This is a genomic window from Microbulbifer sp. SAOS-129_SWC, assembly GCF_039696035.1.
GTDB lineage: Bacteria > Pseudomonadota > Gammaproteobacteria > Pseudomonadales > Cellvibrionaceae > Microbulbifer.
In genome coordinates, this window is sequence record NZ_CP155567.1 from 1 (window position 1) to 23,951 (window position 23,951).

Here is a 23,951-nt window from a genome sequence, read left to right on the forward strand (position 1 = left end):
TTGTCTGAGTCCGTCTGGAAGCAGTGCGCTGACTGTTTGCAGGATGAATTGCCGTCACAGCAGTTCAATACCTGGATCCGGCCGCTGCGGGTGAGTCCCGCGGCCGCGGCCGGGGAGTTGCGCCTGCAGGCGCCGAATCGGTTTGTGCTGGACTGGGTTGGAGACAAGTTCCTGAACCGCATTCTGGAGCTGGTGCAGCACTTCGGGGGCGAGCAGCCACCGCAGGTGGTGCTGGACATTGCCGAGCGGCGCACCGCGGCGCGTTTCCAGCGCAGCCGCGCGGGCGCCGCGCAGCCGGAGCCGCGCGGCGGCTCGGGCAGGGGGTCGCGGGTTACCGCGCGCAGAGAGCCGGCGCGCACCGAGCGGCGCGGCTTCGAGCAGCCGCGCGGGTCCGATGCCGCTGCGGCGAGCCCGCGGGTGCAGGCCGGTCTGGCCGGCTTCAACAGTAGCTCGGCGTCCCGCGCTGCGGCGGCGGAAGAGGCCACTGCGGATCAGATGACCAGCGGCGAACTGGCGCTGACCGACCTGCGTCAGCCGCCGCCGGCACAGCCGCCGCAACCACGCAATGTCGAGGTGGAGGGCGCGATCAAGCATGGCAGTTCCCTCAACCGCAATTTCACCTTCAAGTCGTTCGTCGAGGGCAAGTCCAACCAATTGGGCCTGGCTGCGGCGCAGCAGATTGCCGACAACCCCGGCGGCGCCTACAACCCGCTGTTCATCTATGGCGGTGTGGGCCTGGGCAAAACCCACTTGATGCACGCTGTCGGCAATGCGCTGCTGGAGCGCAATCCCAACGCCAAGGTGGTCTACCTGCACTCCGAGCGTTTTGTCGCCGATATGGTCAAGGCGCTGCAGCTCAACGCGATCAGTGACTTCAAACGCTATTACCGCTCGGTGGACGCGTTGCTGATCGACGATATCCAGTTCTTTGCCGGCAAGGAGCGCTCCCAGGAGGAGTTCTTCCATACCTTCAATGCGCTGCTCGAAGGGGGCCAGCAGATCATCCTGACCTGTGACCGCTACCCCAAAGAAATCGATGGCCTCGAGGAGCGCCTCAAGTCCCGTTTCGGCTGGGGCCTGACCGTGGCGGTGGAGCCGCCGGAGCTGGAAACGCGCGTGGCCATATTAATGAAGAAGGCCGAGCAGGTTGGCGTCGATCTGCCCCATGACTCCGCCTTCTTTATCGCCCAGCGCATTCGCTCCAATGTGCGCGAGCTGGAGGGGGCGCTGCGCCGAGTGATTGCCAATGCGCAGTTCACCGGCCGCGCGATCGACGATATTCTGGTGCGCGAGGCGCTCAAGGACCTGCTCGCGCTGCAGGATCGCCTGGTGAGCGTGGACAATATCCAGCGTGTGGTGGCCGAGTACTACAAGATCAAGATAGCGGATTTGCTCTCGAAGCGCCGCAGCCGCTCGGTGGCGCGACCGCGCCAGGTGGCGATGTCCCTGGCCAAGGAGCTCACCAATCACAGCCTGCCGGAAATTGGCGATGCGTTTGGCGGCCGCGATCACACCACCGTGCTGCACGCCTGCCGTAAAATTCGCGAGTTGCAGGAATCGGATGCGGATATCCGTGAAGACGTAAAGCTGCTGACCCGCTCACTGACCACCTGATCGAATAATTGACGATAACTGTTACAAAGTAAGGCGAAACAACCGATGAAATTCAATGTAAACCGGGACGCCCTTCTCAAGCCGCTGCAGCTGGTCGCCGGCGTGGTGGAAAAGCGTCAGACACTGCCGGTGCTGGCCAATGTGCTGATGCAACTGCAGGGGCAGGAGCTGTCCCTGACCGGTACCGATCTCGAGGTCGAGATCGTCGGTCGCCTGCCGGTGGACGGTGTGGAAATGGAAGGCGAAGTGACAGTGCCGGCGCGCAAACTGCTGGATATCTGCCGCTCGCTGCCCGACAGTGCCGAACTCAAGTTCGAGCGCGATGGCGAGCGCCTGATCCTGCGTAGTGGCCGCAGCCGTTTTCAGTTGTCGACGCTGCCGGCCGCGGATTTCCCCAACCAGGAGGAAACCAGCGCGCAGACCCGGTTCGACATCTCCCAGCGCGAGATCCGCCGCCTGATCGAGGCCACCGGCTTTGCCATGGCCCAACAGGACGTGCGCTACTACCTGAACGGCCTGCTGCTCGAGTGCCGTCCGCAGCAGCTGCGCGCCGTGGCCACCGATGGCCACCGCCTGGCACTGTGCGACCGCGACGCCCCGGGCCTGAACGTGGACAGCGCCATCCAGGCGATTGTGCCGCGCAAGGGGGTGCTGGAACTGGGCCGCCTGCTCGAAGACACCGACGCCCAGGCGCAGGTAGTGCTGGGGAACAACCATATCCGTGTCGTCAGCGGCCAGTTCACCTTCACCTCCAAGCTGGTGGACGGCAAGTTCCCGGATTACGAGCGGGTGCTGCCGCGTGCCACTGGCAACCATATCTACGCCGACCGCCAGGCCCTGCGCCAGGCGTTCTCCCGCGCTGCGATCCTGTCCAACGAGAAATACCGCGGTGTACGCCTGCAGGTGTCCGAGGGGCTGCTGCAGATCGTTGCCAACAACCCCGAGCAGGAAGAGGCGGAAGAGCAGCTGATGGTGGACTATGTCGGCGATCCGCTGGAGATCGGCTTCAATGTCGGTTACCTGCTCGACGTGACCGGTGCCATTCACAGCGACCAGATCCGCATCGGCCTGGCCGACGCCAACAGCAGCGCACTGATCCAGCAGCCGGAAGACGGCGATGCGCTGTACGTGATCATGCCCATGCGGCTCTGATGATCGCCCGGCAGTTCACGCAATTCGCCCACGCAAAAGCCGCCATTTCCCCGGAAATGGCGGTCTTTTTATATGGGGCTGACCCTGCGCGCGGCATTCCGGAGGGGCGGCCGTGACCCTGTCGCGTCTGGCGTTGACTCACTTCCGCAATATCGCCACTGCTGATCTGCAGCTGGCACCGGCGGTCAACCTGTTCTGCGGGGCCAATGGCAGCGGCAAGACCTCATTGCTGGAGGCGGTGCATATGCTCGCCACCGGGCGCTCCTTTCGGTCGCGCCAGCACCAGTCGGTGATTCGCGAAGGGCAGGGTAGCCTGACGGTTTTCGCGCAGCTGGCGGATGGCACCACCCTCGGGGTGGAGCGGGCGCGCGATGGCAAAGGCCGCATCCGCATCAATCGCGACCCGGCGGAATCCAGTTCGCAGCTGGCCACCTGCCTGCCGCTGCAGATCATCAACAGTGACAGCTTTGCCGCCCTGGACGGTGGTCCATCGGTACGCCGCGGCCTGTTGGACTGGACAGTGTTCCACGTGGAACATGGCTACGCGCAGCAGTGGAAAAATTACCAAATCGCGCTGCGTCAGCGAAATGCACTGCTGCGACGTGGTAAAATCGACCCCAACCAGATGGATATTTGGGAGCAGCGGCTCGCCGAGAGCGGTGCGCGTGTCGACAGCTTGCGCCGCGAGGTCTTCGAGGCCCTCGCGGATGCGATCCGCACCTTTATTGACGACCTGCCGGACACACCGCTGGCGCGCGTGGAAATAGCGTATCGGCGCGGCTGGAGCAAAGAAAAAGATCTGCACCAGGCGCTGCGCGACGCCCGCGACGGCGATCTGGCGCAGGGACACACGCGCACCGGACCACACCGCGCGGACCTGCGCTTCGGCGTTGGCGGTGAGTCAGCCCACCATATCCTGTCGCGCGGCCAGCAGAAGATGCTGGTGTGTGCGCTGCGCACGGCGATGGCGGAACTGGTGTGCCGCCGCGGTCAGAAACCGGTTTTCCTGATCGACGATTTGCCCGCAGAACTGGACGAAAATAATCAGATGCTGTTTGCCCGCTGGGTGAGTGGCTGCGCCAGCCAGGTGCTGGTGACCGGAATTGATGTGGACGCCACCAGCCGCCCGTGGCTGCAGTTGGCGCCCCCCTGGAATAGCCCGCAAGTGTTCCACGTGGAACATGGGAGTATCAGCGCCGAACCTTCGGCCGCCACATAAGTTAATGGAGCGTATAAATGTCAGAGCAGCAAAGCTATGACTCCAGCAGTATCAAGGTGCTAAAAGGCCTGGATGCGGTGCGCAAGCGCCCGGGCATGTATATCGGGGATACCGATGATGGCACCGGCTTGCACCATATGGTGTTCGAGGTGGTCGACAACTCCATCGACGAGGCGCTGGCGGGGCACTGTGACGAGATCCGCGTGACCATCCACCCGGACGAATCGATTTCCGTGTCCGATAACGGCCGCGGTATCCCCACCGAGATGCACGAGGAGGAGGGGGTTTCCGCCGCCGAGGTCATCATGACGGTACTGCACGCCGGTGGTAAGTTCGATGACAATACCTATAAGGTGTCCGGCGGCCTGCACGGTGTCGGTGTCTCGGTGGTGAATGCGCTGTCCGAGCAGCTGAAACTGACCATCCGCCGCGGCGGCAAGATTCACGAGCAGGTCTACCGCCACGGCGTGCCGCAGGCGCCGCTGGCCGTGGTCGGCGATACCGACAGCACCGGTACCGCAGTCCATTTCAAGCCGTCGGCCGAGACTTTCACCAATATCCAGTTCCATTTCGACCAGCTGGCCAAGCGCCTGCGCGAGCTGTCCTTCCTCAACTCCGGCGTGCGCATCGTGCTCAAAGACGAGCGCAGCGGCAAAGAGGAGGTCTATGAGTACGAGGGCGGCCTGCGCGCCTTCGTCGAGTTCCTGAACCAGAACAAGACATCGATCAACAAGGTGCTGCACTTCCAGAATCAGCGCGAGGACGGCATCGCCGTGGAAGTGGCGCTGCAGTGGAACGACAGCTTCCAGGAAAACATCTACTGCTACACCAACAATATCCCCCAGCGCGACGGCGGCACCCACCTGGCCGGCTTCCGCGCCGCGCTAACCCGTGGTCTGAACAACTACATCGAGAAAGAGGGGGTGGGCAAGAAAGACAAGGTCAGCACCACCGGCGACGATGCCCGTGAGGGTCTGACCGCAATCATCTCGGTCAAGGTGCCGGACCCGAAATTCTCCTCCCAGACCAAGGATAAGCTGGTGTCTTCCGAGGTGAAGCCGGCAGTGGAGCAGGAGATGGGGCACTATTTCAACGATTATCTGCTGGAAAACCCGCAGGAAGCCAAGGCGGTGGTCGGCAAGATGATCGATGCCGCCCGCGCACGCGAAGCAGCGCGCAAGGCGCGCGAAATGACCCGCCGCAAGGGCGCGCTGGATATTGCCGGCCTGCCCGGCAAACTGGCCGACTGCCAGCAGAAAGACCCCGCACTGTCTGAACTCTACCTGGTGGAGGGTGATTCCGCCGGTGGCTCCGCCAAGCAGGGCCGCGACCGCCGCACCCAGGCCATCCTGCCGCTGAAGGGCAAGATCCTCAACGTGGAGAAGGCGCGCTTCGACAAGATGCTGTCCAGCGCCGAGGTGGGTACCCTGATCACCGCGCTGGGCTGCGGTATCGGCAAGAGCGAGTTCGATCCGGACAAGCTGCGCTACCACCACATCATCATCATGACCGACGCCGACGTGGACGGTGCGCACATCCGCACCCTGCTGCTGACCTTCTTCTTCCGCCAGATGCCGGAGCTGATCGAGCGCGGGCATATCTATATCGCCCAGCCGCCGCTGTACAAGATCAGCAAGGGCAAGCAGGAGCAGTACCTGAAGGACGAGGGTGCGCTGACCCAGTACCTGACCAATGCGGCCCTGGATGGCGCCAGCCTGTTCGTCAACCCGGATGCCCCGGCGCTGTCCGGCGAATCCCTGGAGACGCTGGTGGGCGAATACCGCGCGGTACTGGCCACCATCGACCGCCTGTCGCGGGTCTATCCGGAAGAGGTACTGCGCAGCATGATCTATCTGCCCAGCCTGACACCGGCAGACCTGCAGTCACAGGAGCGTATGGCGTCCTGGTGCGCGACCCTGGAGGAAAAGCTCACCGAAGAGGCGAATGGCGGCGGCCGCCGTCACACCGTAACGGCGGTGGAAAACACCGAGCGGGAGCTGTTCCTGCCGCATATCCACGTGGTTGCCCACGGTGTCGGCAGCGACTTCCCGTTTGGCCACGAGTTCTTCGAATCCGCCGAATACCGCTCCATCCGCGACCTGGGTGAAAAGCTGGTGGATCTGCTCGAAGAGGGCGCCTATATCCAGCGCGGCGAGAAAACGCAGCCGATCAGCAGCTTCCCCGAGGCCCTCGCCTGGCTGATGAACGAGAGCCGCCGCGGCTATGGTATCCAGCGCTATAAGGGACTCGGCGAGATGAACCCGGATCAGCTGTGGGATACCACCATGAACCCGGAAACCCGCCGCATGCTGCAGGTCACCGTCGAAGACGCAATTGCCGCCGACCAGATCTTCACCACGCTGATGGGGGACCAGGTGGAACCGCGCCGCGACTTTATCGAGAGCAATGCGCTGGCGGTGGAGAACCTCGACGTCTGATTCGGGATCGTTTGCCTGCACCACCAGCCAAGCGGCCGCCCTGTGCGGCCGTTTTTATTGGCGCTGAAAGCAATCTCGCGGCGATTTTCGCGGTATTCCCAAGTATTCCTGTACCTGCCGGCTGCCGTTGCCTAATTTCGGCAGCAAACCACTACCGCCGGGGAATACCGATGAAAACCACCACTGTCGCCATACTGACCACGCTGCTGCTGATAACGCTGGCCATCACCACCCGCGCCGACAGCGCCACTTTCGCTCTACGTGTGCAGCAGGAGCGGCTCGTCGACGTTTGGCGGCTGGTAGAAAACTTCTGCGACGACAACGCCTCTGCACAAGGCAGCAGACTGCGCCACCCGCAAATGCGCGTCAGCGTGAATCTGGCGCAGGCCAGCTGCAGCGAGGCCTACACCACACTGAGGGAACTGGATGACGGAGTCGACCACTAAGCGCCAGCTGGGCGAGCTGATGAAGCTGGCGCGGCTGGAGCGGCAGCTGCCACAGAGCGCGGTGGCGGAACAGCTGGGTATTCAGCAGTCCTATCTGTCCAAGGTGGAAAATGACACCGCGTTGCCGTCGGTGGACATCCTGCGCCGGCTGAGCGGCTTCTACGGTCTCTCCACACCTCGCCTGCTGCGCCAGTTGGACCCGGCTATCCTGCGCCGCAACGCCGCCTACCGTGCACACCTGACCTGGGCCCTGCGTCGCCGGCAGATGATTCGTGCCGGTGTCGTCGCTGCGCTGGTGGCGGTTGCCTTCGGTGCGTCCCGTCTGCTGCTGAATCGGGAGACGGTGGCGCCAATCCATCAGCCGGTTACGCTGCAGCTGGAAAATATCGACGGCGCCCGGGCCATCGATCTATTCGCCGCCTATGGTCATCTGGAAGTCCGCGGGCGCGATCTGGTCGCCGGTAAAACGGTCAGTATCGATGTGCGCGACATGCCCTGGGACCGGGCTTTCGTCGAGCTGGCCGATCGACTGGGGATGCGCGCGGAATTTTCCGGCGCACTGGTGCAGCTGTATCCCAAGGCGGGCGCGCACTGAGCGCGCGGCGTTTAGCCGCGGCAGGAAAACAAACGGCCGCTCACAGCGGCCGTTTTTCTATGCGGGGCAGGGAAAGGCGGTGCCTGCTTACTTCTGCAGCAGCAACCCGCACTCGCGGTGTTCCTCACCCTTGGTCGGGTCGAAGTAGATGTCGTTGTCCGGCAGCTGCTGCTCGTAGACATATTCCTCGACATCAATTTCCTTCAGATGGAACATCGGCGCCACGCGCACCGTGCCGTGGTTGCCTTTGGTAAAAACATCCAGCGTGCGGCGGTGTGCGTTCTGATCGTGGCGGATACCGTTCAGCCATACATCCGGCTGCAGTTCCTGCATGGCACGATTGAACGGTTCCAGCTTTACCGTGCGCGAGAAGAAGTCGTGTTCCGGGGTATCCAGCTCGGGAATACCGCCGTAGACCGCGTTGTAGTGCGCCGCGGACATCTTCGGCGAGTAAACCTGCAGGTTCAGATCCAGCTGTTTGATCAGCCGCTCGATATGCCGGTAGGTCTCCGGAGTGTTGTAACCGTGGTCCACCCAGATCACCGGGATATCCGGCCTGACGCGGGTCACCAGGTGCAGGAAGGCCACCGCCAGCGGGCGGAAGTTGGTGAACACCACCGGGTTAACGGCATTGTCGAGGGTAAAACGCATGATGTCGCTTGGCCGCGCGTCGCGGAAGCGCGCGTTGAGGGCGTCCAGGTCGGCGCCGTGGTGGAATAGCGGTTGCGGCATGGTGCGCTGAGCGGTAACAGACATGACTCTTCCCAACGTGGATTGGCACTGTGCCAAGCATGCTACTGCGTCCGCGTTTGGCTGAGAAACAATAAAAATAAGTGATAACCAAAGATTTGGTTATATGGCACGGCGCACACAACCGCTGCTGCACAGCATCACAATCGCCATCTGGCCGCTGTCGCCGTCCGCGTAGCGTTCGGTCTCGACAAATCCGTGTCGCTGCAGGAAGTAACGCCCGAGCAGGTTTTCCTGTAACAAGTGTGCCTGTAACTGTGGGCAGGCGCGCTTGGTCGCCTCCATCAATGCAGCGCCGGCACCGTGGCCGGCCAGTGCCGGCGTGACACACAGGAACTTCAGCGTATCGTCGCCGGCCACCAGCGCGAAACCGTCCGCGCTGCGGTGGCCCCGCTCGGTGTATACGAGGCAGTAGTCGGCATCCAGGCAGTCGCGGCGGAACGCGGCCAGGCGCGCGCGCCAATAGTCCCGCGGCAGCGACGGGTGGGCGGTGATGACCGAGTAGAGCCACAGCTGCTCAAGGCGGCCAAGATCGTCCGGGGAGGCGTTGCGTATCATCCGCTGCTCCGTAAGTGAATACTCGCACACAATCCTAGTCACGGCGGCGCGCAGCTCCTAATCGGGCCTTGCCGCGATATCGCGCTATCAACGCGGCAAAATTTATTTTACCCGGATAAAAATAATTGGTATTTTACCCGGGTAATAATTGAAACTGCTGCGAGGAGCCCTACCGTGCCCGACAACTTATCGCCCCTGCGCTGTACCGCCTTCAGCGGCCAGCGCTGCATTGCCAGTGGCAACCTGCGCGAGGTGGCGCACGCGGCTCATCGCGCTGCGCATGCACATCCCGAGTGCCCTATCCTGATCTTCGATGACTGCGATAGCCGCCCGGTGGAACTGGATCTGCGCGGCAGCGAAGCCGAGGTGCTGGCGCGCCTGCCGACGGTGGATGCGGACCAGCCGCCGCCGATCGAGAAACCCCGCGGCCGCGGTCGCCCCAAACTCGGCGTTGTGGCGCGGGAAGTGACGCTACTGCCACGGCATTGGGACTGGTTGAAAAGCCAGCCCGGCGGCGCCTCGGTGGCCCTGCGTAAACTGGTGGAGGAAGCGCGCCGCGCGAACCTCGGGCGCGACCGGCGCCGCGCGGCACAGGAATCCTGCTATCGCTTTATGACAGCGATCGCCGGGGATCTGCCGGGTTTTGAGGAGGCCACGCGGGCACTGTTCGCCGGCGAGCGAGCGCTGTTCGGCGCCGAGATCGCGGCCTGGCCCGAGGATATCCGCAGCCACTGCGAGCGGATCGCCGCCGACGCCTTTAGCAACCCGCGCACTGCCGATCGGCAGGGGGGACATAAATGAGGTACGACGGTTACCGCAGCCGCCCGACGAATCGCCGCTGGCGCCATTGCGCTGCCAGCGGCCGCGGGCACCGCAGCAGATTTAACCCCGGTCGTTAACCGAGGTGCACGAAATGTGCTTTCAGATAGCGGGTCTCGGCGATGGCCGGGTGCACCGGGTGGTCGGCGCCCTGGCTGCCACTGCTCAGCAGGCTGGCCGGGCGCTCCAGATGGCGCGCGGCACCGCGCACGCAATCGAGCAACTCGTCATCGCCGAGATGCATGGAGCAGGAAGCACTGACTAACAGGCCGTCCGGCGCCAGCAGGCGCATCGCCAGCTCGTTGATATGGCGGTAGGCGCCGAGGCCGGCCTTGTGATCCTTGCGCCGCTTGATAAACGCGGGCGGGTCCAGCACCACCACATCGAAGCGCTCGCCATCCGCCACCAGCGCCTTCATCACCTCCAGCGCCTTGCCGCGCCGGGTGTGCAGCCGCTCGCCGACACCATTGTGCGCGGCGTTGGCGCGACACCATTCCAGCGCCTGTTCCGACGCGTCGACACAGGTGACGTCCACCGCCCCGGAGGCCAGGGCCTGCACGCCCCAGCCGCCGGCGTAGGAGAACAGGTCGAGCACCCGGCGGCCGGCCACCCACTGGTTGAGGCGCGCGCGGTTGTCGCGGTGGTCGTAGAACCAGCCGGTTTTCTGCCCACTGTGCACCGGCGCCAGCAGTGGCACCCCGTTCTCCTCGAACGGCGCCATTTCCGGTACCTCGCCGTACACAACCTCGTTGACCGCCGGCAGCATCTCCACTGCGCGCCCCTGGTGGTCATTGCGCAGCAGTATGCCTTTGGGTTCCACCAGCGCCTTGAGACTGTCGATGACACTGCCGAGCAGACGCTCCATGCCCCAGTTGCTCACCTGTACCACCAGGTAGTTGCCAAACCGGTCGACCACCAGCCCCGGCAAGCCATCGGAGTCGCCGTATACCAGGCGGTAGCCGGGGAAGTCGAAGTAGCGATCGCGCAACCTCAATGCAGTATGTAAGCGCTCACTGATCGTTGCGTCGTCGAGAGCGCCGCCGCGGCTGATCAGGCGGCCGCAGATCAGCTGGCTCGGATTAATAAATGCAGTGCCGAGTAGCGTGCCGCGGCTGTCGAGGATCTCGCACTGGCTGCCGGCCTCGATACCTTTCAGCGGTGAGCGCTTGGTATCTACTTCATTGCTGTAGATCCACAGGTGGCCGCGCTTCAGGCGGCGCTCAGCGCCGCGGTTTAAAAACAGCTGTGACAAGGCACTTCTCCATTGGAAATTCGGGGTCCCGCAGAGCGGGGCGCTATTGTGCGTGCCGGCAGCGGCGGGTCAAGTGATGGCCGGCTTGAACCCACATTTTAATCGACCGGTCTGCCTCTGCCGGCCAGATGCGGAAGCGGGCACGAATCCCGCCACCGCCATGGCCGTTTTTGCTCCCCTTTTGTCATTTCTGCCACGGTCATAATGTGGAACACTGTGCCGATGAAGACCCCGTTCCCCGATCCCGCAACCGAACCGGTCCGCCGTGTGGCGATGGTGATCTACCCCGGTGCCCAGTGCCTGGATGTCACCGGCCCGCTGGAGGTATTCTCACTGGCCAACCGCCAGTTGCGCGAAAAAGGCCGCATCGACCGCGACGTCTACGAGATTCAACTGCTCGCCGCGGCGCCGGGCCCGGTTGCCACCTCTGCCGGCATCCGCCTCAGTGCCGATCGCGCCTTTGACGACGCGGACGAACTTCACACACTGTTGGTGTGCGGCGGCGAAGGCGGCGCCGTGGCGCTGCAGCAACAGAACGAAAAGCTGTGTCGCTGGTTACGCCAGCGCGCAGCGCAGGTGCAGCGCCTCGGTTCCATCTGCAACGGTGCGCTGTTGCTCGCCGGTGCCGGCCTGCTGGACGGCCGCCGCGCCGCGACCCACTGGATGGACGTCGATCTGCTCCGGGCCCACGAGCGCGTCGATGTAGATGCCGACGCCATCTTCGTGCGCGACGGCAATGTCTACAGTTCCGCCGGCATCACTGCCGGCATTGACCTCGCGCTGGCGCTGCTGGAAGAGGATTTCGGCCGCGCGCTGTCGCTGGCAGTGGCACGGCGCCTGGTTTTATACCTGAAACGGGACGGCGGCCAGCAACAGTACAGCGCCCATCTCTCCAGTCAGGTGGCCAGCGACCGCTTCGCCGAACTGGTGGAGTGGATCTACGCCAACCTGGCCCAACCCCTCGATGTCGACACGCTGGCCCGGCGGACCGCCATGAGCCCGCGCAATTTCGCCCGCCATTTTACCGTCGAGCTCGGCCAGACCCCGGCCAAGTTTGTCGAACGAGCTCGCGCGGAAAAGGCGCGCCAGCTGCTTGCCGAACAGAACCTGCCTCAGGCAAAAGTGGCCGCCTTGTGTGGCTTCCAATCCCAGGAACAATTGCGCCGCGCCTTTAAGCGCCAGCTCGGTGTTCTACCGGAAGACTATCGCAAGCGCTTCAACCGCTAGTGATGGAACTGGATGACGCGGGAACGGAAGATGCCACATTTACAGCTTGGTAATCGCCGGACTCATCAGGCTACGGTTGGGGAAATATTGAAATCAATGGGCTATTACGTGAAGAAATAGCACCTGTTAGTTGAAAAGCAAGAAGGATATAAAGGGTATGAAATGCATAAGGGAATATATTTTCGTGGCGCTGATTGCTGCGTCATCCGCGGCTGACGCCATTATTATTCGTGACGACATCAGCGATGATAAGTACCAAATACCGGCCTCTACGCTACCCGCACTGGCCGACTTTCCCGGTGAAGGTCACGGTGCGCTGATTTCTCCTCATTGGGTTGTCACTGCCGCGCATGTAGTTCATATGCGAAACATCCAGGAAATCACCATTAACGGCGCGCCACGAGAAGTTGAATCAGTTGTCGTTCACTCTGAATATAAGATGCCACCAAAGTCCCTTATCAAAGAGGCGCTAGCCTCTGGTGACGGGTCCCGGTTAAGGGCGTTTCTGGCATCGTGCGACGATATAGCCCTGATCAGATTAAAAGCGCCTGTTACGGATGTCCAACCAATCTCGCTTTATCGCGGCAGCGAAGAACTGGGCCGAACTGTAGAGCTAATCGGCAAGGGGGCCACCGGTAATGGCAAAGAGGGGGTGGCACCTCACAGCTCACATCGCACTACTTTACGGAGGGCCTTCAATGTCATATCTGGTGTTGATACGCGGTGGATTTCCTATACGTTTGATTCGCCAAAATCTGCCCTTCCACTCGAAGGCGCTGCAGGTGACGGAGATAGCGGAAGTCCCGTCCTGATCAGGGAAAAAGGCCAGTGGCAGCTTGCTGGCCTCGTGTCCTGGGATTCCAGTCCAAGAGACTTACGAACCTATCGCGGTCCAAATTACGGCGACGGCGGGAACAACGTTCGTATTTCTCATTATTTCGCCTGGATCGAAGGCACCATATCTGCCGCGGAACAGAAATCGATTCAGAACTCGGCGGCAGACTAGTTATTTGCTCAGGGGTAGCCGAATTAGCTGCGCGACCAGGCTGGGATGCCGGGAATGCAAATCGGCTCCCCGGGGAGCTGAGTGACGATACAGGATTTTCGGACCTGGGCTGCGCTTTTCATTGCTCGCCGGCTATTTCCCCCAGACGACTACCGCCTCTTCGGGTGCGAGATCTGAAAAAGCCACCCGCCCTGCCGAGAATAAGAAGCTGAAAAGATAACGAAAGGGAAATTTCTATGTCAGTAAAAAAGATACCCGTCTATCTCCTCGCGATTGTCACGGCATTGTTAGCCGCGGGCAGCGCCGCGGCGCCGCGCATCGATGTCGCCAGATTCGACGGCGCCGACAACCTGCAGCGGCCCGTCAATCTGGACGAGTGGATCTTTGTCGGCGCCATCGTCGGCCACGGCTATCCGGATGGCGACGCGCGTCATTTCAGCGCCGCCAGCCCGGGGCGTATCCAGGTCGTGCAGATGGAACCCGGTGCCTACCACTACCTGCAACAGCACGGCGAATACGCTGACGGGACCCTGCTGGCACTGTCGTTTTACGACACGCAGAAAAAGCCGGCACCAGTGGTCGACGGGGCGGTACAGGGCGCGCTGTCGAGTTTCGAGATTCACCTGCTGGACAAGCAAAAGTTTGCCGATCGCAGCGCCTTTTATGTTTTCTCCAATGATGCGTCCACTGCGCCGATGATTCCCGCCGGTAATAACTGTGTCGCCTGCCACCAGAAAGACGGCGCCTACGATGGTACTTTTGTGCAGTTTTACCCGGCACTGCGCGATCGCCTGCTGAAGCGCGCACTCGCGCACAAAACGGAATAGTGCGCTGTCCCCCGACTGATCGACGCCGCAAAGTGGCGAATTCAAGGATGATTCAATGGGGAGGGAGCGCCATGCGCGAGCTTTTTGCGGCATTTCCAGTGTGCGGATTTTTCGCTGTGTCCCGGGCAGCCGAACAATCCGACGGGGGCACTGATCGAGCGACTCGACGGCAGTCGTATCAGTGCGGCTGATTCGAGTGAAAAATTCGAATAGTGCCATCGCGCACCTGCGCTACAGGGCCTCACGGACCGTGCTTTTAATCCGCGCCATAGCGTTTACTTCCATGCCTTGGGTTATGTCGACCTCCCCAACAACGTACGCTGACCACGCAACCGATAGTAGCGCCCAGCAGCGCCCACTCGCACGACACCGAGGAAAAATGCGCGACCGCAGTAACCCCGGTGAGCTCTGTCGTGTTCAGTCGCCCCCTTTAAAAACTAATTAATTAGTTGACACTCTTGGCGCGGGCCCCTAAGGTTTAAAAACTAATGAATTAGTTGAATTGATCGAGAGTGTGATGGCCAGGAAAAAATCAGATCAGCTCACCGACGGTGAGCAGGCAATTATGGAAATTCTGTGGCAGCAGGGTGAATGCTCCGTCAAAGAAATCGCCGCCACCCTGTCGCGGGACAAGCCCACGGCCTACACCACCGTGCAGACCATGTGCAAAATCCTCGCGGAAAAGGGTTTTGCGGATTTCCGCAAGGAGGGGCGGGCCTTTGTCTACCGCGCCAGCATCAGTCGCGACGCCGCGCGCCAGAGTGCGCTGAAAAATCTGCTTAACCGATTTTTCGGCAGTTCCCCCGAATTGCTGGCGCAACACCTGCTTCGCGAAACGGATATCGAGCTGAAAGATCTCGAAGCGCTGCAGAAGAAAATTGACGACACCGACGAAACGGATTGAGCGGGAGCAGGGACGATGCTTTTCGAATTGAATCTATTCATCACTTTCATCGCCAGCCACTTGCTGCTCGGCGCGATGCTGATCCTGGTATTGCTCGCCGCGATCAAAGTCTGTCGAGTGCATACCGAGCTGCAAAGCTGGTTGTGGGCCACCGCGCTGCTGGTCTGCATTTCGGTGCCGTTCCTGTCGCTGGCGGGCGGCGATCAAATCGGGGCGTCGCTGCCACCGCCAACCCCGGCGGTGCACGCGGACGCCGTTGCGGTGGTGACAGATGCCAATCTGACAAAGCACGCGACGGTGTCGCCGACAAAAAATCAGTCTGAAGTGGCGGTCCCCGGCCGCTGGGTCAAGCAGGCGCGCCACGGTGTCTACCTGTTGCTGGGGCTGTGGCTGCTCGGTGCGCTGTGGCGACTCACCGCGCTGGCAATTTCCGTCCGGCACACGCGCGCGTTGATCCGCAGCGCCACTCTCTATCACGCCACTCCCTACCGCGTCGGTCCTTACCGCGCCACTTCCTACCGCGACAGTCTCCAGTCTGCGGTGACCTGTCCGTTACTGGTTTCCGCGCAGATCGCGGCACCGATGGCGGTCGGGCTGTGGCGGCCGGTGATATTGCTGCCCGCCACCTTTGTCGAAAATTTTACTGCCGAGCGCCTGCGGCCGATCGTGCTGCACGAATGGGCCCATATCCGGCGCCGGGACCTGTGGGTCGGTGCGCTGCAGGAATTTATCGCAGTCTTCTTCTGGTGGAGTCCGGTGCTGCGCATGATCAATCACCGGATGCATGTCTCGCGTGAACTGGCCTGCGATCTGCGTGCGGCGCAACTGTTGAACAGCGGCAAACGCTTCGCGCAGTCACTGCTCGATTGCGCTGAACTGCTGGTTACCCGCCAACAGGCGGCGCTGGGAATGAACCTGTTTCGTAAAAAGAAGGAACTAACCGAGAGGATTAATGCCGTGTTGAAATTCAAACCTGAAACCAAACCCGGGCAGCTGGCAACCTTAGCCGCCTGTGCACTGTGTGCCGCAGCGAGTCTGGCGGTGGCGCACGAATACGGACCGCGAATCAACCTGGTGGCAATGACCGGCCAGGGTCAATACGCATCAGGACTGACCCGCGCCGAGGGCGAACGGCTGATCGCAGTGGTGCGCGACGGTGACGTTACGGCGCTGCAGACCCTGTTGAACAACAACATCAATATCAACGCACCGGTGCTGGGTGAGGGCACCGCGCTGATCGAGGCAGTGCGGCAGGGCAACCGCCCGATGGTGGAGCTGCTGCTCAGTGCCGGCGCCGACGTCAACCTGCCATCGCCGGGTGACGGCAATCCGATGATCGCCGCGGCACAGCACAACCGACTCCAACTGGCCGAACTGCTGTTCCAGCGCGGCGCGAATCTGGACGCGGTGGTACCGCGGGACGGTTCGCCGCTGATCGTCGCGATCCGCTCCGGACACGAGCAGATGGCGGAACAGCTGCTCGCCTGGGGCGCCGATGCCAACCGCGCCGCCGAGCGCGACGGCAACCCGCTGATTGCGGCGGCGATGACCGGCAATCTGAAAATTGCCAGGCAATTGGTCCAGCGCGGCGCTGACGTCAACGGCATAGTGCCCAGAGACGAAACCCCGCTGATCAACGCTGCCAACCGCGGGCGCCTGCAGATGGTGAAGTTTCTGGTGGAGAACGGCGCTGACGTCAATCTCGGCGTGAAGACCAGCGGTGGCGAGTTCAGGACGCCACTGAATCGGGCCGCCAATGATCGGGTGCGCAATTATCTGCGCAGCGTCGGCGCCAGCGAATAGTCGCGCCACTTTCAACGGCGTAAATCAACGGAAAATAAACAAGGAAAAACCAAGATGGCAGGGAAGAAGTGGCTGCTGGGTATTGTGCTGGTTTGCGGAGTCTTCGGCTGGTACGCCTGGCCGGTGTACCAGTTCTTCGCCTACCACCAGGACAGTGTACCGATCGTGCCCTGGGGTTGGCTGCAGATACCGGCGCAGAACCCGCAGATGCAGCAGGTTTACGACCCCGCATTCGCTGCGCCCGGCCGCGCCTCGCTGCGGGCGCTGGCGGAACATCGCCGGCGCATCCAGTCGCCGGGCATCAGTGCCGCAGTGGCGCAATGCGGCAAAGTGGTATGGGCCGGCGCTGCTGGCTGGTCGGACATCGCGTCGCGAACGCCGGTGACACCGGAAACACGATTTCGCATCGGCAGTACCTCGAAGTCGCTGACCGCCACTGCGCTGGCGCGATTGGTGCAGAGCGGGGCAATGCAACTGGATGTACCTATTTCCAGTTATCTACCGGTGCTGCCCAATCCCGCGTGGAGAGATTTGACCGCGCGCCAGCTCGTTTCCCATATGGCGGGTTTACCCGAGTACAAGGAAACGCGAGACCTCGACGGACTCTACCAGATAATAGCAATGCGCAAGCACTACGATCGAATGCTGGATGCGCTGGAAGTTTTCGACGAAACGCCGTTGGTCAATAAACCCGGTACCGAGTTTCATTACACCACCTACGACACGGTGCTGCTCGGCGCCACCATGAGCGCTGTCGCAAAGGTGCCGTACCTGGATCTGATGCGTACACAGGTGTTCGAGCCGGCGGAAGTGAATGCCATCATCGTTTCCCCGGTCGGTGGTGAGCCCAAAAACAACGTCGCCACGCCCTACAAAAGTAACGATTTGCCTAGCATCCAGCAGCGATTGCGTCCGTGGCGCGATGTGGATCTGAGCCATCGGTTGCCCGGGGGTGGTTTCGCTTCGACATCGGTCGATCTGGTGAAATTCGGTAGTCTCTATTTCGACCATCAGTATCTGCACCCAGATGTCCGCGCGCAGTTCTGGACACCGCAGAAGACCACCGACGGTAAAATCAATCCACAGAACTATGCGCTTGGCTGGCGCATCTCCGAGTTGAAACTGGCGGGAATCGGAGCGGTGCGCGATATCAATCACGGCGGCGTGTCCCGCGGTGGCCAGAGCTGGCTGATGCTAATGCCGGATTACGAGATGGCGGTGGCCGTGAACATCAATCGTAATACCGATGTATTCTGGGATTTTGGCCGTGTTTCTGAGCAGATTGCGGCGGCGTTCATCCGGGCTGGCGCGGGCGCGCGTTGTGCGGAGGTGACCACCAGTTAGGCGTTGCGTAGGGATAATTGGGGGGCCGTTGTGCGAGCGGCCCTGATTGCGGGGCTATAGCAGGATAAATTCGGCAAACTGGGCCAGATCGTCGAATACCGCGGTTTGCGCCAGCGCGGGATCGGGGTTTTCGATCAGCTGGGTGAGCGTCTGCGCGCCGGCGCCGGTTTTTACCAGCACCGGTTTACAGCCCTTGGCCTGTGCCACCTGCAGGTCTTTGAGCTTGTCGCCCACCAGGTAGCAGTCGTGCAGGCTGGTATCGAACTCTGCCTCGATGGCATCGAGCAGACCGGTATTCGGTTTGCGGCAGCGGCAGTCGTCTTCGGGGCCGTGCGGGCAGTAGAAGATGGCGGCGATCTCGCCGCCGGCATCCTCCACCAGCGCGCGCATCTTGGCGTGCATGGCCTCCAGGTCGTCGAGGTCGAACAGGCCGCGCGCCAGGCCACTCTGGTTGGTGGCCACCACCAGCTGGTAGCCGGCGCGGCTGAGATCGGCGATGGCATCGATGCTGCCCGGGAGCGGAATCCACTCGTCGACATTCTTTACGTAGTCGGCGGAGTCGTGGTTAATGACCCCGTCCCGGTCCAGCACGATGATGCTCATAGGGTTTACTTCGCCGGTGCCAGCAGCGAAATATCCGCCACTTCGAGGAACAGCGCGCGCAGCTGCGCCAGCAATGCCAGGCGGTTGTTGCGCAGTGCCTCGTCATCGGCCATGACCATTACGTGGTCGAAAAAGCTGTCGACGGTTTCGCGCAGTCCGGCCAGCCCGGCCAGGCCCTCGGTATAGCGGGCCTCGTCGTAGAGCGGCTGCACCTGCTGCTGCGCGTCCTTGACCGCGGCGTACAGCTGCTTCTCGGCAGCTTCCTGCAGCAGGCTTTCGTCCACCTGGGTCGGTGCCGGGCCGTCGAGCTTGGCGAGGATATTGGACACGCGCTTGTTGGCGGCGGCCAGGGCCTCGGCCTCGGCCAGTTGGCTGAACGCATGCACCGCGTGCACGCGGTTGTCGATATCCAGCGGGCGCGACAGTTTGCGCGCGGCCACCGCCATGAAGACCTCGGTGGCGATACCCTGGTCTTCGTAGCGGGCGCGGAAGCGCTCGAGGATATAGTTCAGCGTCGCCTCGACCACACCGTTGTATTCACCCAGCGCGGTGCGCGGGTAGTTGTCGCGGGCCTTCGCCAGCAGGTCGCGCAGATCCAGGTCCAGCTGTTTCTCCACCAACAGGCGGATCACGCCGAGACTGGCGCGGCGCAGCGCGAACGGATCGCGCGAGCCGCTGGGCGGCTGGCCGATACCGAAAATACCCACCAAGGTGTCGAGGCGATCCGCCAGTGCGATGGTGGTGCCGGTGTCGCACTTCGGCAGTTCGTCGCCGGCGAACTTGGGCATGTACTGCTCGTACATGGCCTTGGCGACCTCTAAGGGTTCCTTGTCGTTTTCGGCGTAGTAGTAGCCGGCGATGCCCTGCATGTCGGCGAACTCGAACACCATCTCGGTGACCAGGTCGGATTTGCACAGCTTGGCGGCGCGCTCGGCCCAGTCTTTGTTGGCGCCGGTCAGCGCGGCGATCTGCGGCGCCAGCGCGGCCAGGCGCTCGGTCTTGTCGTACACGGTGCCAAGCTTCTGCTGGAAGATCACCTGCTTCAGTTTCTCGCGGCGCGCTTCCAGGCTGGTTTTCTTGTCGGTGTCGAAGAAGAAGGCGGCGTCGGCCAGGCGCGGGCGGATCACGCGCTCGTTGCCGTGGATCACCTGCGCGGCATCCTGGCTCTCGATATTGGCGACCGTAATAAAGAAGGGCAGCAGCTGGCCGTCGCCGTCGACCACGTGGAAATATTTCTGGTGCTCTTTCATTGACGAGATCAGCGCCTCGGCGGGCACGTCGAGAAAGCGTTCCTCGAAGCGGCCGGTCAGCGCCACCGGCCACTCGACCAGCGCGGTGACTTCGTCGAGCAGGTCGTCGTCGATGACCGCCTCGCCGTTGACGTTGTGCGCCTCGGCGGTGACCTGGTCGCGGATAATCTCGCGGCGCTCGTTGAAATCGACAATCACGTAACCGGGGTCGCGCAGCTGCTGCACATAATCCTGCGCCGAGTGGATCTCGAGTTCACGGTTGCAGTGGAAGCGGTGGCCGCGGCTGCTGTTGCCGGCCTGCTGGCCCAGCACTGCGGCGTCGACCACATTATTGCCGAACAGCATCAGCAGCCAGTGCACCGGGCGCACGAATTCCTCGCGGCGCGCACCCCAGCGCATCCGCTTGGGAATCGGCAGCTGTGCCAGGGATTTTTCCACGATACCGCCGAGCAGCGTCTCGGTGGCGGCACCTTTCTGTTCGCTGACAAATGCCAGGCGCTCGCCCTTGTCGGTGTCCTTGCGCTGCAGCTGGTCGACGCTGACACCGTTGCTGCGCGCGAAGCCCTCGGCCGCCTTGCTCGGCTTGCCGTCTTTATCGAACGCGGCTTTGACGGCCGGGCCGAGTTTTTCGATCTGTTTGTCGTCCTGCTTTTCCGCCAGGCCGGATACGGCTACGGCCAGGCGGCGCGGGGCGGCGTAGGCCCTGATCTCGCCAAAGGCGAGGTCGGCGCCCTTGAGGCCCTGTTCGATACCGTTGGCAAAGGCGTCCATCAGCTGGCGCAGCGCTTTCGGGGGCAGCTCTTCGGTGCCCAGTTCAACCAGAAAATCCTGCGCCATTACTGCTTCTCCTCTTGTTTGGCCGCCTGCTCGACGTCTTCGGCCAGTATCTCTTTACGGATGTCGTCGGCTGCCAGCGGGAAGCCCAGTGCGCGGCGCGCATCGTAGTAGGCCTGGGCGACGGCGCGCGCCAGGGTGCGCACGCGCAGGATGTAGCGCTGGCGCTCGGTGACGGAAATGGCGTGGCGCGCGTCCAGCAGGTTGAAGGCGTGGGAGGCTTTCATCACCTGCTCGTAGGCCGGCAGTGGCAGGCCCAGGTCGATCAGGCGGCCGCTTTCGCGCTCGCAGTGATCGAAGGTGTTGAACAGGAACTCGACGTCCGCGTGCTCGAAGTTGTAGTGCGACATCTCCACTTCGTTCTGGTGGAAGACGTCACCGTAGGTGACCGGGCTGCCATCCGGGTTACGGGTCCATACCAGGTCGTAGATGGACTCGACGCCCTGCAGGTACATGGCGATGCGCTCGAGGCCGTAAGTGATCTCGCCGGTTACCGGGTAGCACTCGAGGCCGCCGACCTGCTGGAAGTAGGTAAACTGGGTCACTTCCATACCGTTCAGCCACACCTCCCAGCCGAGGCCCCAGGCGCCGAGGGTGGGAGATTCCCAGTTGTCCTCGACGAAGCGGATATCGTGTACCGCCGGGTCCACGCCCATGGCGCGCAGACTGTCCAGGTACAGCTCCTGAATGTTGTCCGGCGACGGCTTCATCACCACCTGGTACTGGTAGTAGTGCTGCAGGCGGTTGGGGTTCTCGCCGTAGCGGCCGTCGGTGGGGCGGCGGCAGGGCTGTACATAGGCGGCGTTCCAGGTCTCGGGGCCGATGGCGCGCAGGAAAGTGGCCGGGTGGAAGGTGCCGGCGCCCACTTCCATATCCAGAGGCTGTAGAATGACGCACCCTTGGCGCGCCCAGTAATCCTGCAGGGCAAAGATCAGGCCCTGAAAGGTGCTGTGGTCGTATTGCTTGGACACCGCTATCTCCGGATATGTTGTGTTGGTTCCGCGCCACCGCGCCGGGCGCGGGCCGGCGGCGGTGGGCAAAGGGACGCAATTATAGCGGCAGCGGGTGGCGCACTAAAGGCGCCGCTGCCACGCAGTCGCGCTGAACTCGCCATAATTGGTGTAGCGGGGGGGCGTATCCCCACAGACCCCGCGTTCGACTCTGGAATTGGGAAGTAGTTGCAATTGGATATCAAAGGCCGGCTGGCGGCTACAGCATTGAAACTGGTGGGCAGGCTGCCCCTGCACTGGACCCGGCGGCTGGGTTGGCTGGTGGGCAAGATCGCGGTGCTGACCCGCGGCGAGAGCCTGCGGGTCAGCCGCATCAATCTGGCCATCTGCTACCCGGGCATGGATCCGGTCGAGCGCGAACAGCTGGCGCGGCGCAGTGTGGTACAGACCGCGATTACCGGCTTTGAAGTGGCGACCATCTGGCGCCAGCCGTGGAACCGCAGCGAAGACCAGATAGTGCGGGTGCGCAACCAGCAGCTGTTGTGCAAAGAGATACACGAGGATCACGGTGTACTGGTGTTGATACCGCACACCGGCAACTGGGAGATCTTCGGCATGTACCTGGCCACACTGGGCCAGTCTACCGCGCTGTATGCGCCGCCGAAGCTCGCCGCGCTGGACCCGATCATCCGCGGTGGTCGTGAAATGACCGGGGTGCAGATGGTACCCACCAACGTGCACGGCGTGCGCGCACTGCTGAAGGCGCTCAAGGGCGGCGGTATCGTGATGGTATTGCCGGACCAGGAGCCGGACACCCGTGGCGGCGACTTCGCGCCCTTCTTCGGCAAACCGGCGCTGACCATGACGTTGGCCCACAACCTGCTGCAGCGCACCGGCTGCCGCTGTGTGTTCGGGTTCGGCAAGCGGGTCGAGGATGGCTTCGAGCTGGTGTTCCTGCCCGCCGAACAGGCAATCTACAGCGACGAGACCCGCGTATCGCTGGCGGCGCTGAACCGGGGTGTCGAGGCCTGTATCGCCGAGGCGCCGGATCAGTACCAGTGGGAGTACAAGCGTTTCCGGCGCGGACCGGAAGGCAAGACGCGTATTTACCAGCGGCAAAAGCGCTAATCGGCTCTTACGGTCCTGCCTTTCCTCCCTGACCGCGGGACACCTCAGGCCCCGTTGCGGAACGCCACGATCACCGGCAGGCGCGCCGCGCGCCAGGCGGGGAAGAAGCCGCTGGCGAAGCCGATCACCAGTGCCAGTACGGCGCCCTGCACGAACAGTTCCGGCGACATCTCGAAGCGGAACACCACCTGGGTGAAGCTGCCACCAAGGGTGGAGGCATTGAGGCCGTCGAAGAACAGGTAGGCGGCGATGGAGCCGAGCAGTCCGCCGGTAATCGCCAGTACCAGGGCCTCAGCGATGGTGCCGCAGAAGGCGGACAGGTTACTGAAACCAAGCGCGCGCAGCGTGGCGATTTCTTTCGCGCGGTCGGCCACCGAGGTGTACATGGTGTTGAGCGCACCGGCCAGCGCGCCCAGCGCCATGATAAAGCTGATCACGCGGCCGAAGATGGCCATGTACTGCAGCTGCTTGCCCTGGCCAGCGAAGTAGGCCTTCTCGGTCTGCACGTCGAGATTCAGGCGCGGGTCTGCTGCGATGGCTTTCTGCAGCGGCTCCACATTGCCCGGTTGCTGCAGTCGCACGCGGATGGTCTGGAAACTGCTGCCGCGGTTGTAGTGGCTCTGGATCACCTTGGCGTCGGCCCACAATTCGCTCTCGAACACGTTGCCGCCGGTAGAGAAGGCGCCGACCACCTTCCAGGTGTTCTTGCCGAAGCGCACTTCGCTGCCCACATCGAAGCCATCGAATTCCCGCAGCACCCCCTCGCCGACAATCAGCTCGTTGGTGCCCGGGCGGAAACTGCGCCCGCGGGTCAGCTGTACGTTGCCGCGCAGCGCCATGCCGGCGGCATCGAGCCCGCGCAGCGGGATATTCGCGTCGGTACCGGTGGACTTCTTGGTGCCGTCGACGATCACGTACAGTTCCGGCGACACGATCGGTCCCTTCGCGTCACTGGCGATACCGGGCAGGTCCTCCACCAGGCTGACCTGGTCGCGGGTCACGACGCTGTTCAGTTCCGCCGCCGCGCCCTCGCGCATCAGCATCGCCACGCCGTCGGAGCCGGCGCTGTTCATGGTGGTTTCAAACCCCTTGGCCATGGCCAGGAAGGCGAGCAGGATCGCCACCACCACCGCCGAGGCCAGCACCATCGCCAGCGACATCCACAGGCGCCGCGGCAGGCTGCGCACATTCATGACCGTAACGGTGGCTATCTGTGAAAATAGAGATCCCAT

Annotated in this window: 21 protein-coding genes; 14 read left to right on the forward strand and 7 right to left on the reverse strand. The window is 62.6% G+C overall.

What is annotated here, in order from left to right:
- The 6 genes from dnaA (at position 1) to ABDK11_RS00030 (ending at position 7,464) form a co-directional block, all read left to right on the forward strand.
- Positions 1 to 1,614, forward strand: a complete 1,614-nt coding sequence (gene dnaA, locus ABDK11_RS00005; protein WP_346838266.1) for a chromosomal replication initiator protein DnaA — start codon at positions 1 to 3, stop codon at positions 1,612 to 1,614.
- Between the two features lie 45 nt (positions 1,615 to 1,659).
- Positions 1,660 to 2,766: a DNA polymerase III subunit beta gene (dnaN, locus tag ABDK11_RS00010; protein WP_346838267.1), complete on the forward strand. Its 1,107-nt coding sequence runs from the start codon at positions 1,660 to 1,662 to the stop codon at positions 2,764 to 2,766.
- 112 nt (positions 2,767 to 2,878) lie between these two features.
- The gene (gene recF / locus ABDK11_RS00015) at positions 2,879 to 3,985 is read left to right on the forward strand and encodes a DNA replication/repair protein RecF (protein WP_346838268.1); all 1,107 of its coding nucleotides are present in this window, start codon (positions 2,879 to 2,881) and stop codon (positions 3,983 to 3,985) included.
- 17 nt (positions 3,986 to 4,002) lie between these two features.
- Positions 4,003 to 6,423, forward strand: coding sequence for a DNA topoisomerase (ATP-hydrolyzing) subunit B (gene gyrB, locus ABDK11_RS00020; protein WP_346838269.1), 2,421 nt, complete (start codon positions 4,003 to 4,005; stop codon positions 6,421 to 6,423).
- 170 nt (positions 6,424 to 6,593) lie between these two features.
- On the forward strand, positions 6,594 to 6,869 hold the full coding sequence (locus ABDK11_RS00025; RefSeq protein WP_346838270.1) for a hypothetical protein: 276 nt from the start codon (positions 6,594 to 6,596) through the stop codon (positions 6,867 to 6,869).
- On the forward strand, positions 6,850 to 7,464 hold the full coding sequence (locus tag ABDK11_RS00030; RefSeq protein ID WP_346838271.1) for a helix-turn-helix transcriptional regulator: 615 nt from the start codon (positions 6,850 to 6,852) through the stop codon (positions 7,462 to 7,464). Before ABDK11_RS00025 ends, ABDK11_RS00030 begins: the two co-directional genes overlap by 20 nt.
- Before the next feature lie 87 nt (positions 7,465 to 7,551).
- Here the strand turns inward: ABDK11_RS00030 and ABDK11_RS00035 are convergent, their stop codons facing one another.
- Both ABDK11_RS00035 and ABDK11_RS00040 read right to left on the reverse strand, forming a co-directional pair.
- Positions 7,552 to 8,220, reverse strand: coding sequence for a phosphoadenosine phosphosulfate reductase family protein (locus ABDK11_RS00035; protein WP_346838272.1), 669 nt, complete (start codon positions 8,218 to 8,220; stop codon positions 7,552 to 7,554).
- Between the two features lie 96 nt (positions 8,221 to 8,316).
- Positions 8,317 to 8,772 (reverse strand): GNAT family N-acetyltransferase, encoded by a 456-nt coding sequence (locus tag ABDK11_RS00040; protein WP_346838273.1) that lies wholly within the window; start codon positions 8,770 to 8,772, stop codon positions 8,317 to 8,319.
- A gap of 174 nt (positions 8,773 to 8,946) precedes the next feature.
- Here ABDK11_RS00040 and ABDK11_RS00045 point away from each other — a divergent pair, with 174 nt between their 5' ends.
- Complete coding sequence (locus ABDK11_RS00045) at positions 8,947 to 9,573, forward strand: DUF2239 family protein (RefSeq protein ID WP_346838274.1); 627 nt, start codon at positions 8,947 to 8,949, stop codon at positions 9,571 to 9,573.
- Between the two features lie 94 nt (positions 9,574 to 9,667).
- Here ABDK11_RS00045 and ABDK11_RS00050 read toward each other — a convergent pair whose 3' ends face one another.
- Positions 9,668 to 10,843, reverse strand: a complete 1,176-nt coding sequence (locus tag ABDK11_RS00050; RefSeq protein WP_346838275.1) for a class I SAM-dependent rRNA methyltransferase — start codon at positions 10,841 to 10,843, stop codon at positions 9,668 to 9,670.
- Positions 10,844 to 11,065: 222 nt separating this feature from the next.
- Between ABDK11_RS00050 and ABDK11_RS00055 the strand changes: the two genes are divergently transcribed.
- The 6 genes from ABDK11_RS00055 (at position 11,066) to ABDK11_RS00080 (ending at position 17,954) form a co-directional block, all read left to right on the forward strand.
- Positions 11,066 to 12,070 carry a GlxA family transcriptional regulator gene (locus ABDK11_RS00055; protein ID WP_346838276.1) on the forward strand — a complete coding sequence of 335 codons (1,005 nt, stop codon included), beginning with the start codon at positions 11,066 to 11,068 and terminating at the stop codon, positions 12,068 to 12,070.
- A gap of 130 nt (positions 12,071 to 12,200) precedes the next feature.
- A complete protein-coding gene (locus ABDK11_RS00060; protein WP_346838277.1) occupies positions 12,201 to 13,076 on the forward strand; it encodes a trypsin-like serine protease in 876 nt (291 codons plus the stop codon).
- Between the two features lie 236 nt (positions 13,077 to 13,312).
- Entirely contained in the window at positions 13,313 to 13,903 is a 591-nt protein-coding gene (locus ABDK11_RS00065) for a cytochrome P460 family protein (protein WP_346838278.1), read from the forward strand.
- A gap of 517 nt (positions 13,904 to 14,420) precedes the next feature.
- Positions 14,421 to 14,807, forward strand: coding sequence for a BlaI/MecI/CopY family transcriptional regulator (locus tag ABDK11_RS00070; RefSeq protein ID WP_346838279.1), 387 nt, complete (start codon positions 14,421 to 14,423; stop codon positions 14,805 to 14,807).
- Positions 14,808 to 14,822: 15 nt separating this feature from the next.
- Positions 14,823 to 16,610 carry a M56 family metallopeptidase gene (locus tag ABDK11_RS00075; RefSeq protein ID WP_346838280.1) on the forward strand — a complete coding sequence of 596 codons (1,788 nt, stop codon included), beginning with the start codon at positions 14,823 to 14,825 and terminating at the stop codon, positions 16,608 to 16,610.
- A 207-nt stretch (positions 16,611 to 16,817) separates the two neighbouring features.
- On the forward strand, positions 16,818 to 17,954 hold the full coding sequence (locus tag ABDK11_RS00080; RefSeq protein WP_346838281.1) for a serine hydrolase domain-containing protein: 1,137 nt from the start codon (positions 16,818 to 16,820) through the stop codon (positions 17,952 to 17,954).
- A gap of 54 nt (positions 17,955 to 18,008) precedes the next feature.
- Here the strand turns inward: ABDK11_RS00080 and gmhB are convergent, their stop codons facing one another.
- From gmhB to glyQ, 3 genes are read right to left on the reverse strand one after another with little or no spacing between them, the layout of a single operon-like run.
- A complete protein-coding gene (gene gmhB / locus ABDK11_RS00085) occupies positions 18,009 to 18,557 on the reverse strand; it encodes a D-glycero-beta-D-manno-heptose 1,7-bisphosphate 7-phosphatase (protein ID WP_346838282.1) in 549 nt (182 codons plus the stop codon).
- A 5-nt stretch (positions 18,558 to 18,562) separates the two neighbouring features.
- On the reverse strand, positions 18,563 to 20,644 hold the full coding sequence (glyS, locus tag ABDK11_RS00090) for a glycine--tRNA ligase subunit beta (RefSeq protein ID WP_346838283.1): 2,082 nt from the start codon (positions 20,642 to 20,644) through the stop codon (positions 18,563 to 18,565).
- Positions 20,644 to 21,612: a glycine--tRNA ligase subunit alpha gene (glyQ, locus tag ABDK11_RS00095; protein ID WP_346838284.1), complete on the reverse strand. Its 969-nt coding sequence runs from the start codon at positions 21,610 to 21,612 to the stop codon at positions 20,644 to 20,646. The genes glyS and glyQ overlap by 1 nt, the downstream gene beginning before the upstream one ends.
- Positions 21,613 to 21,825: 213 nt before the next feature.
- Between glyQ and ABDK11_RS00100 the strand changes: the two genes are divergently transcribed.
- Positions 21,826 to 22,719 carry a lysophospholipid acyltransferase family protein gene (locus tag ABDK11_RS00100; protein ID WP_346838285.1) on the forward strand — a complete coding sequence of 298 codons (894 nt, stop codon included), beginning with the start codon at positions 21,826 to 21,828 and terminating at the stop codon, positions 22,717 to 22,719.
- 44 nt (positions 22,720 to 22,763) lie between these two features.
- Here ABDK11_RS00100 and ABDK11_RS00105 read toward each other — a convergent pair whose 3' ends face one another.
- Positions 22,764 to 23,951 (reverse strand): FtsX-like permease family protein, encoded by a 1,188-nt coding sequence (locus tag ABDK11_RS00105; RefSeq protein ID WP_346838286.1) that lies wholly within the window; start codon positions 23,949 to 23,951, stop codon positions 22,764 to 22,766.

Bases quoted from the DNA above. Each gene is read 5' to 3' on its own strand.
- dnaN (WP_346838267.1), top strand. From the start codon at position 1,660: ATGAAATTCAATGTAAACCGGGACGCCCTTCTCAAGCCGCTGCAGCTG.
- gyrB (WP_346838269.1), top strand. From the start codon at position 4,003: ATGTCAGAGCAGCAAAGCTATGACTCCAGCAGTATCAAGGTGCTAAAA.
- ABDK11_RS00025 (WP_346838270.1), top strand. From the start codon at position 6,594: ATGAAAACCACCACTGTCGCCATACTGACCACGCTGCTGCTGATAACG.
- ABDK11_RS00030 (WP_346838271.1), top strand. From the start codon at position 6,850: ATGACGGAGTCGACCACTAAGCGCCAGCTGGGCGAGCTGATGAAGCTG.
- ABDK11_RS00035 (WP_346838272.1), bottom strand. From the start codon at position 8,220: ATGTCTGTTACCGCTCAGCGCACCATGCCGCAACCGCTATTCCACCAC.
- ABDK11_RS00040 (WP_346838273.1), bottom strand. From the start codon at position 8,772: ATGATACGCAACGCCTCCCCGGACGATCTTGGCCGCCTTGAGCAGCTG.
- ABDK11_RS00055 (WP_346838276.1), top strand. From the start codon at position 11,066: ATGAAGACCCCGTTCCCCGATCCCGCAACCGAACCGGTCCGCCGTGTG.
- ABDK11_RS00065 (WP_346838278.1), top strand. From the start codon at position 13,313: ATGTCAGTAAAAAAGATACCCGTCTATCTCCTCGCGATTGTCACGGCA.
- ABDK11_RS00070 (WP_346838279.1), top strand. From the start codon at position 14,421: ATGGCCAGGAAAAAATCAGATCAGCTCACCGACGGTGAGCAGGCAATT.
- ABDK11_RS00075 (WP_346838280.1), top strand. From the start codon at position 14,823: ATGCTTTTCGAATTGAATCTATTCATCACTTTCATCGCCAGCCACTTG.
- ABDK11_RS00080 (WP_346838281.1), top strand. From the start codon at position 16,818: ATGCAGCAGGTTTACGACCCCGCATTCGCTGCGCCCGGCCGCGCCTCG.
- gmhB (WP_346838282.1), bottom strand. From the start codon at position 18,557: ATGAGCATCATCGTGCTGGACCGGGACGGGGTCATTAACCACGACTCC.
- glyS (WP_346838283.1), bottom strand. From the start codon at position 20,644: ATGGCGCAGGATTTTCTGGTTGAACTGGGCACCGAAGAGCTGCCCCCG.
- ABDK11_RS00105 (WP_346838286.1), bottom strand. From the start codon at position 23,951: ATGGGATCTCTATTTTCACAGATAGCCACCGTTACGGTCATGAATGTG.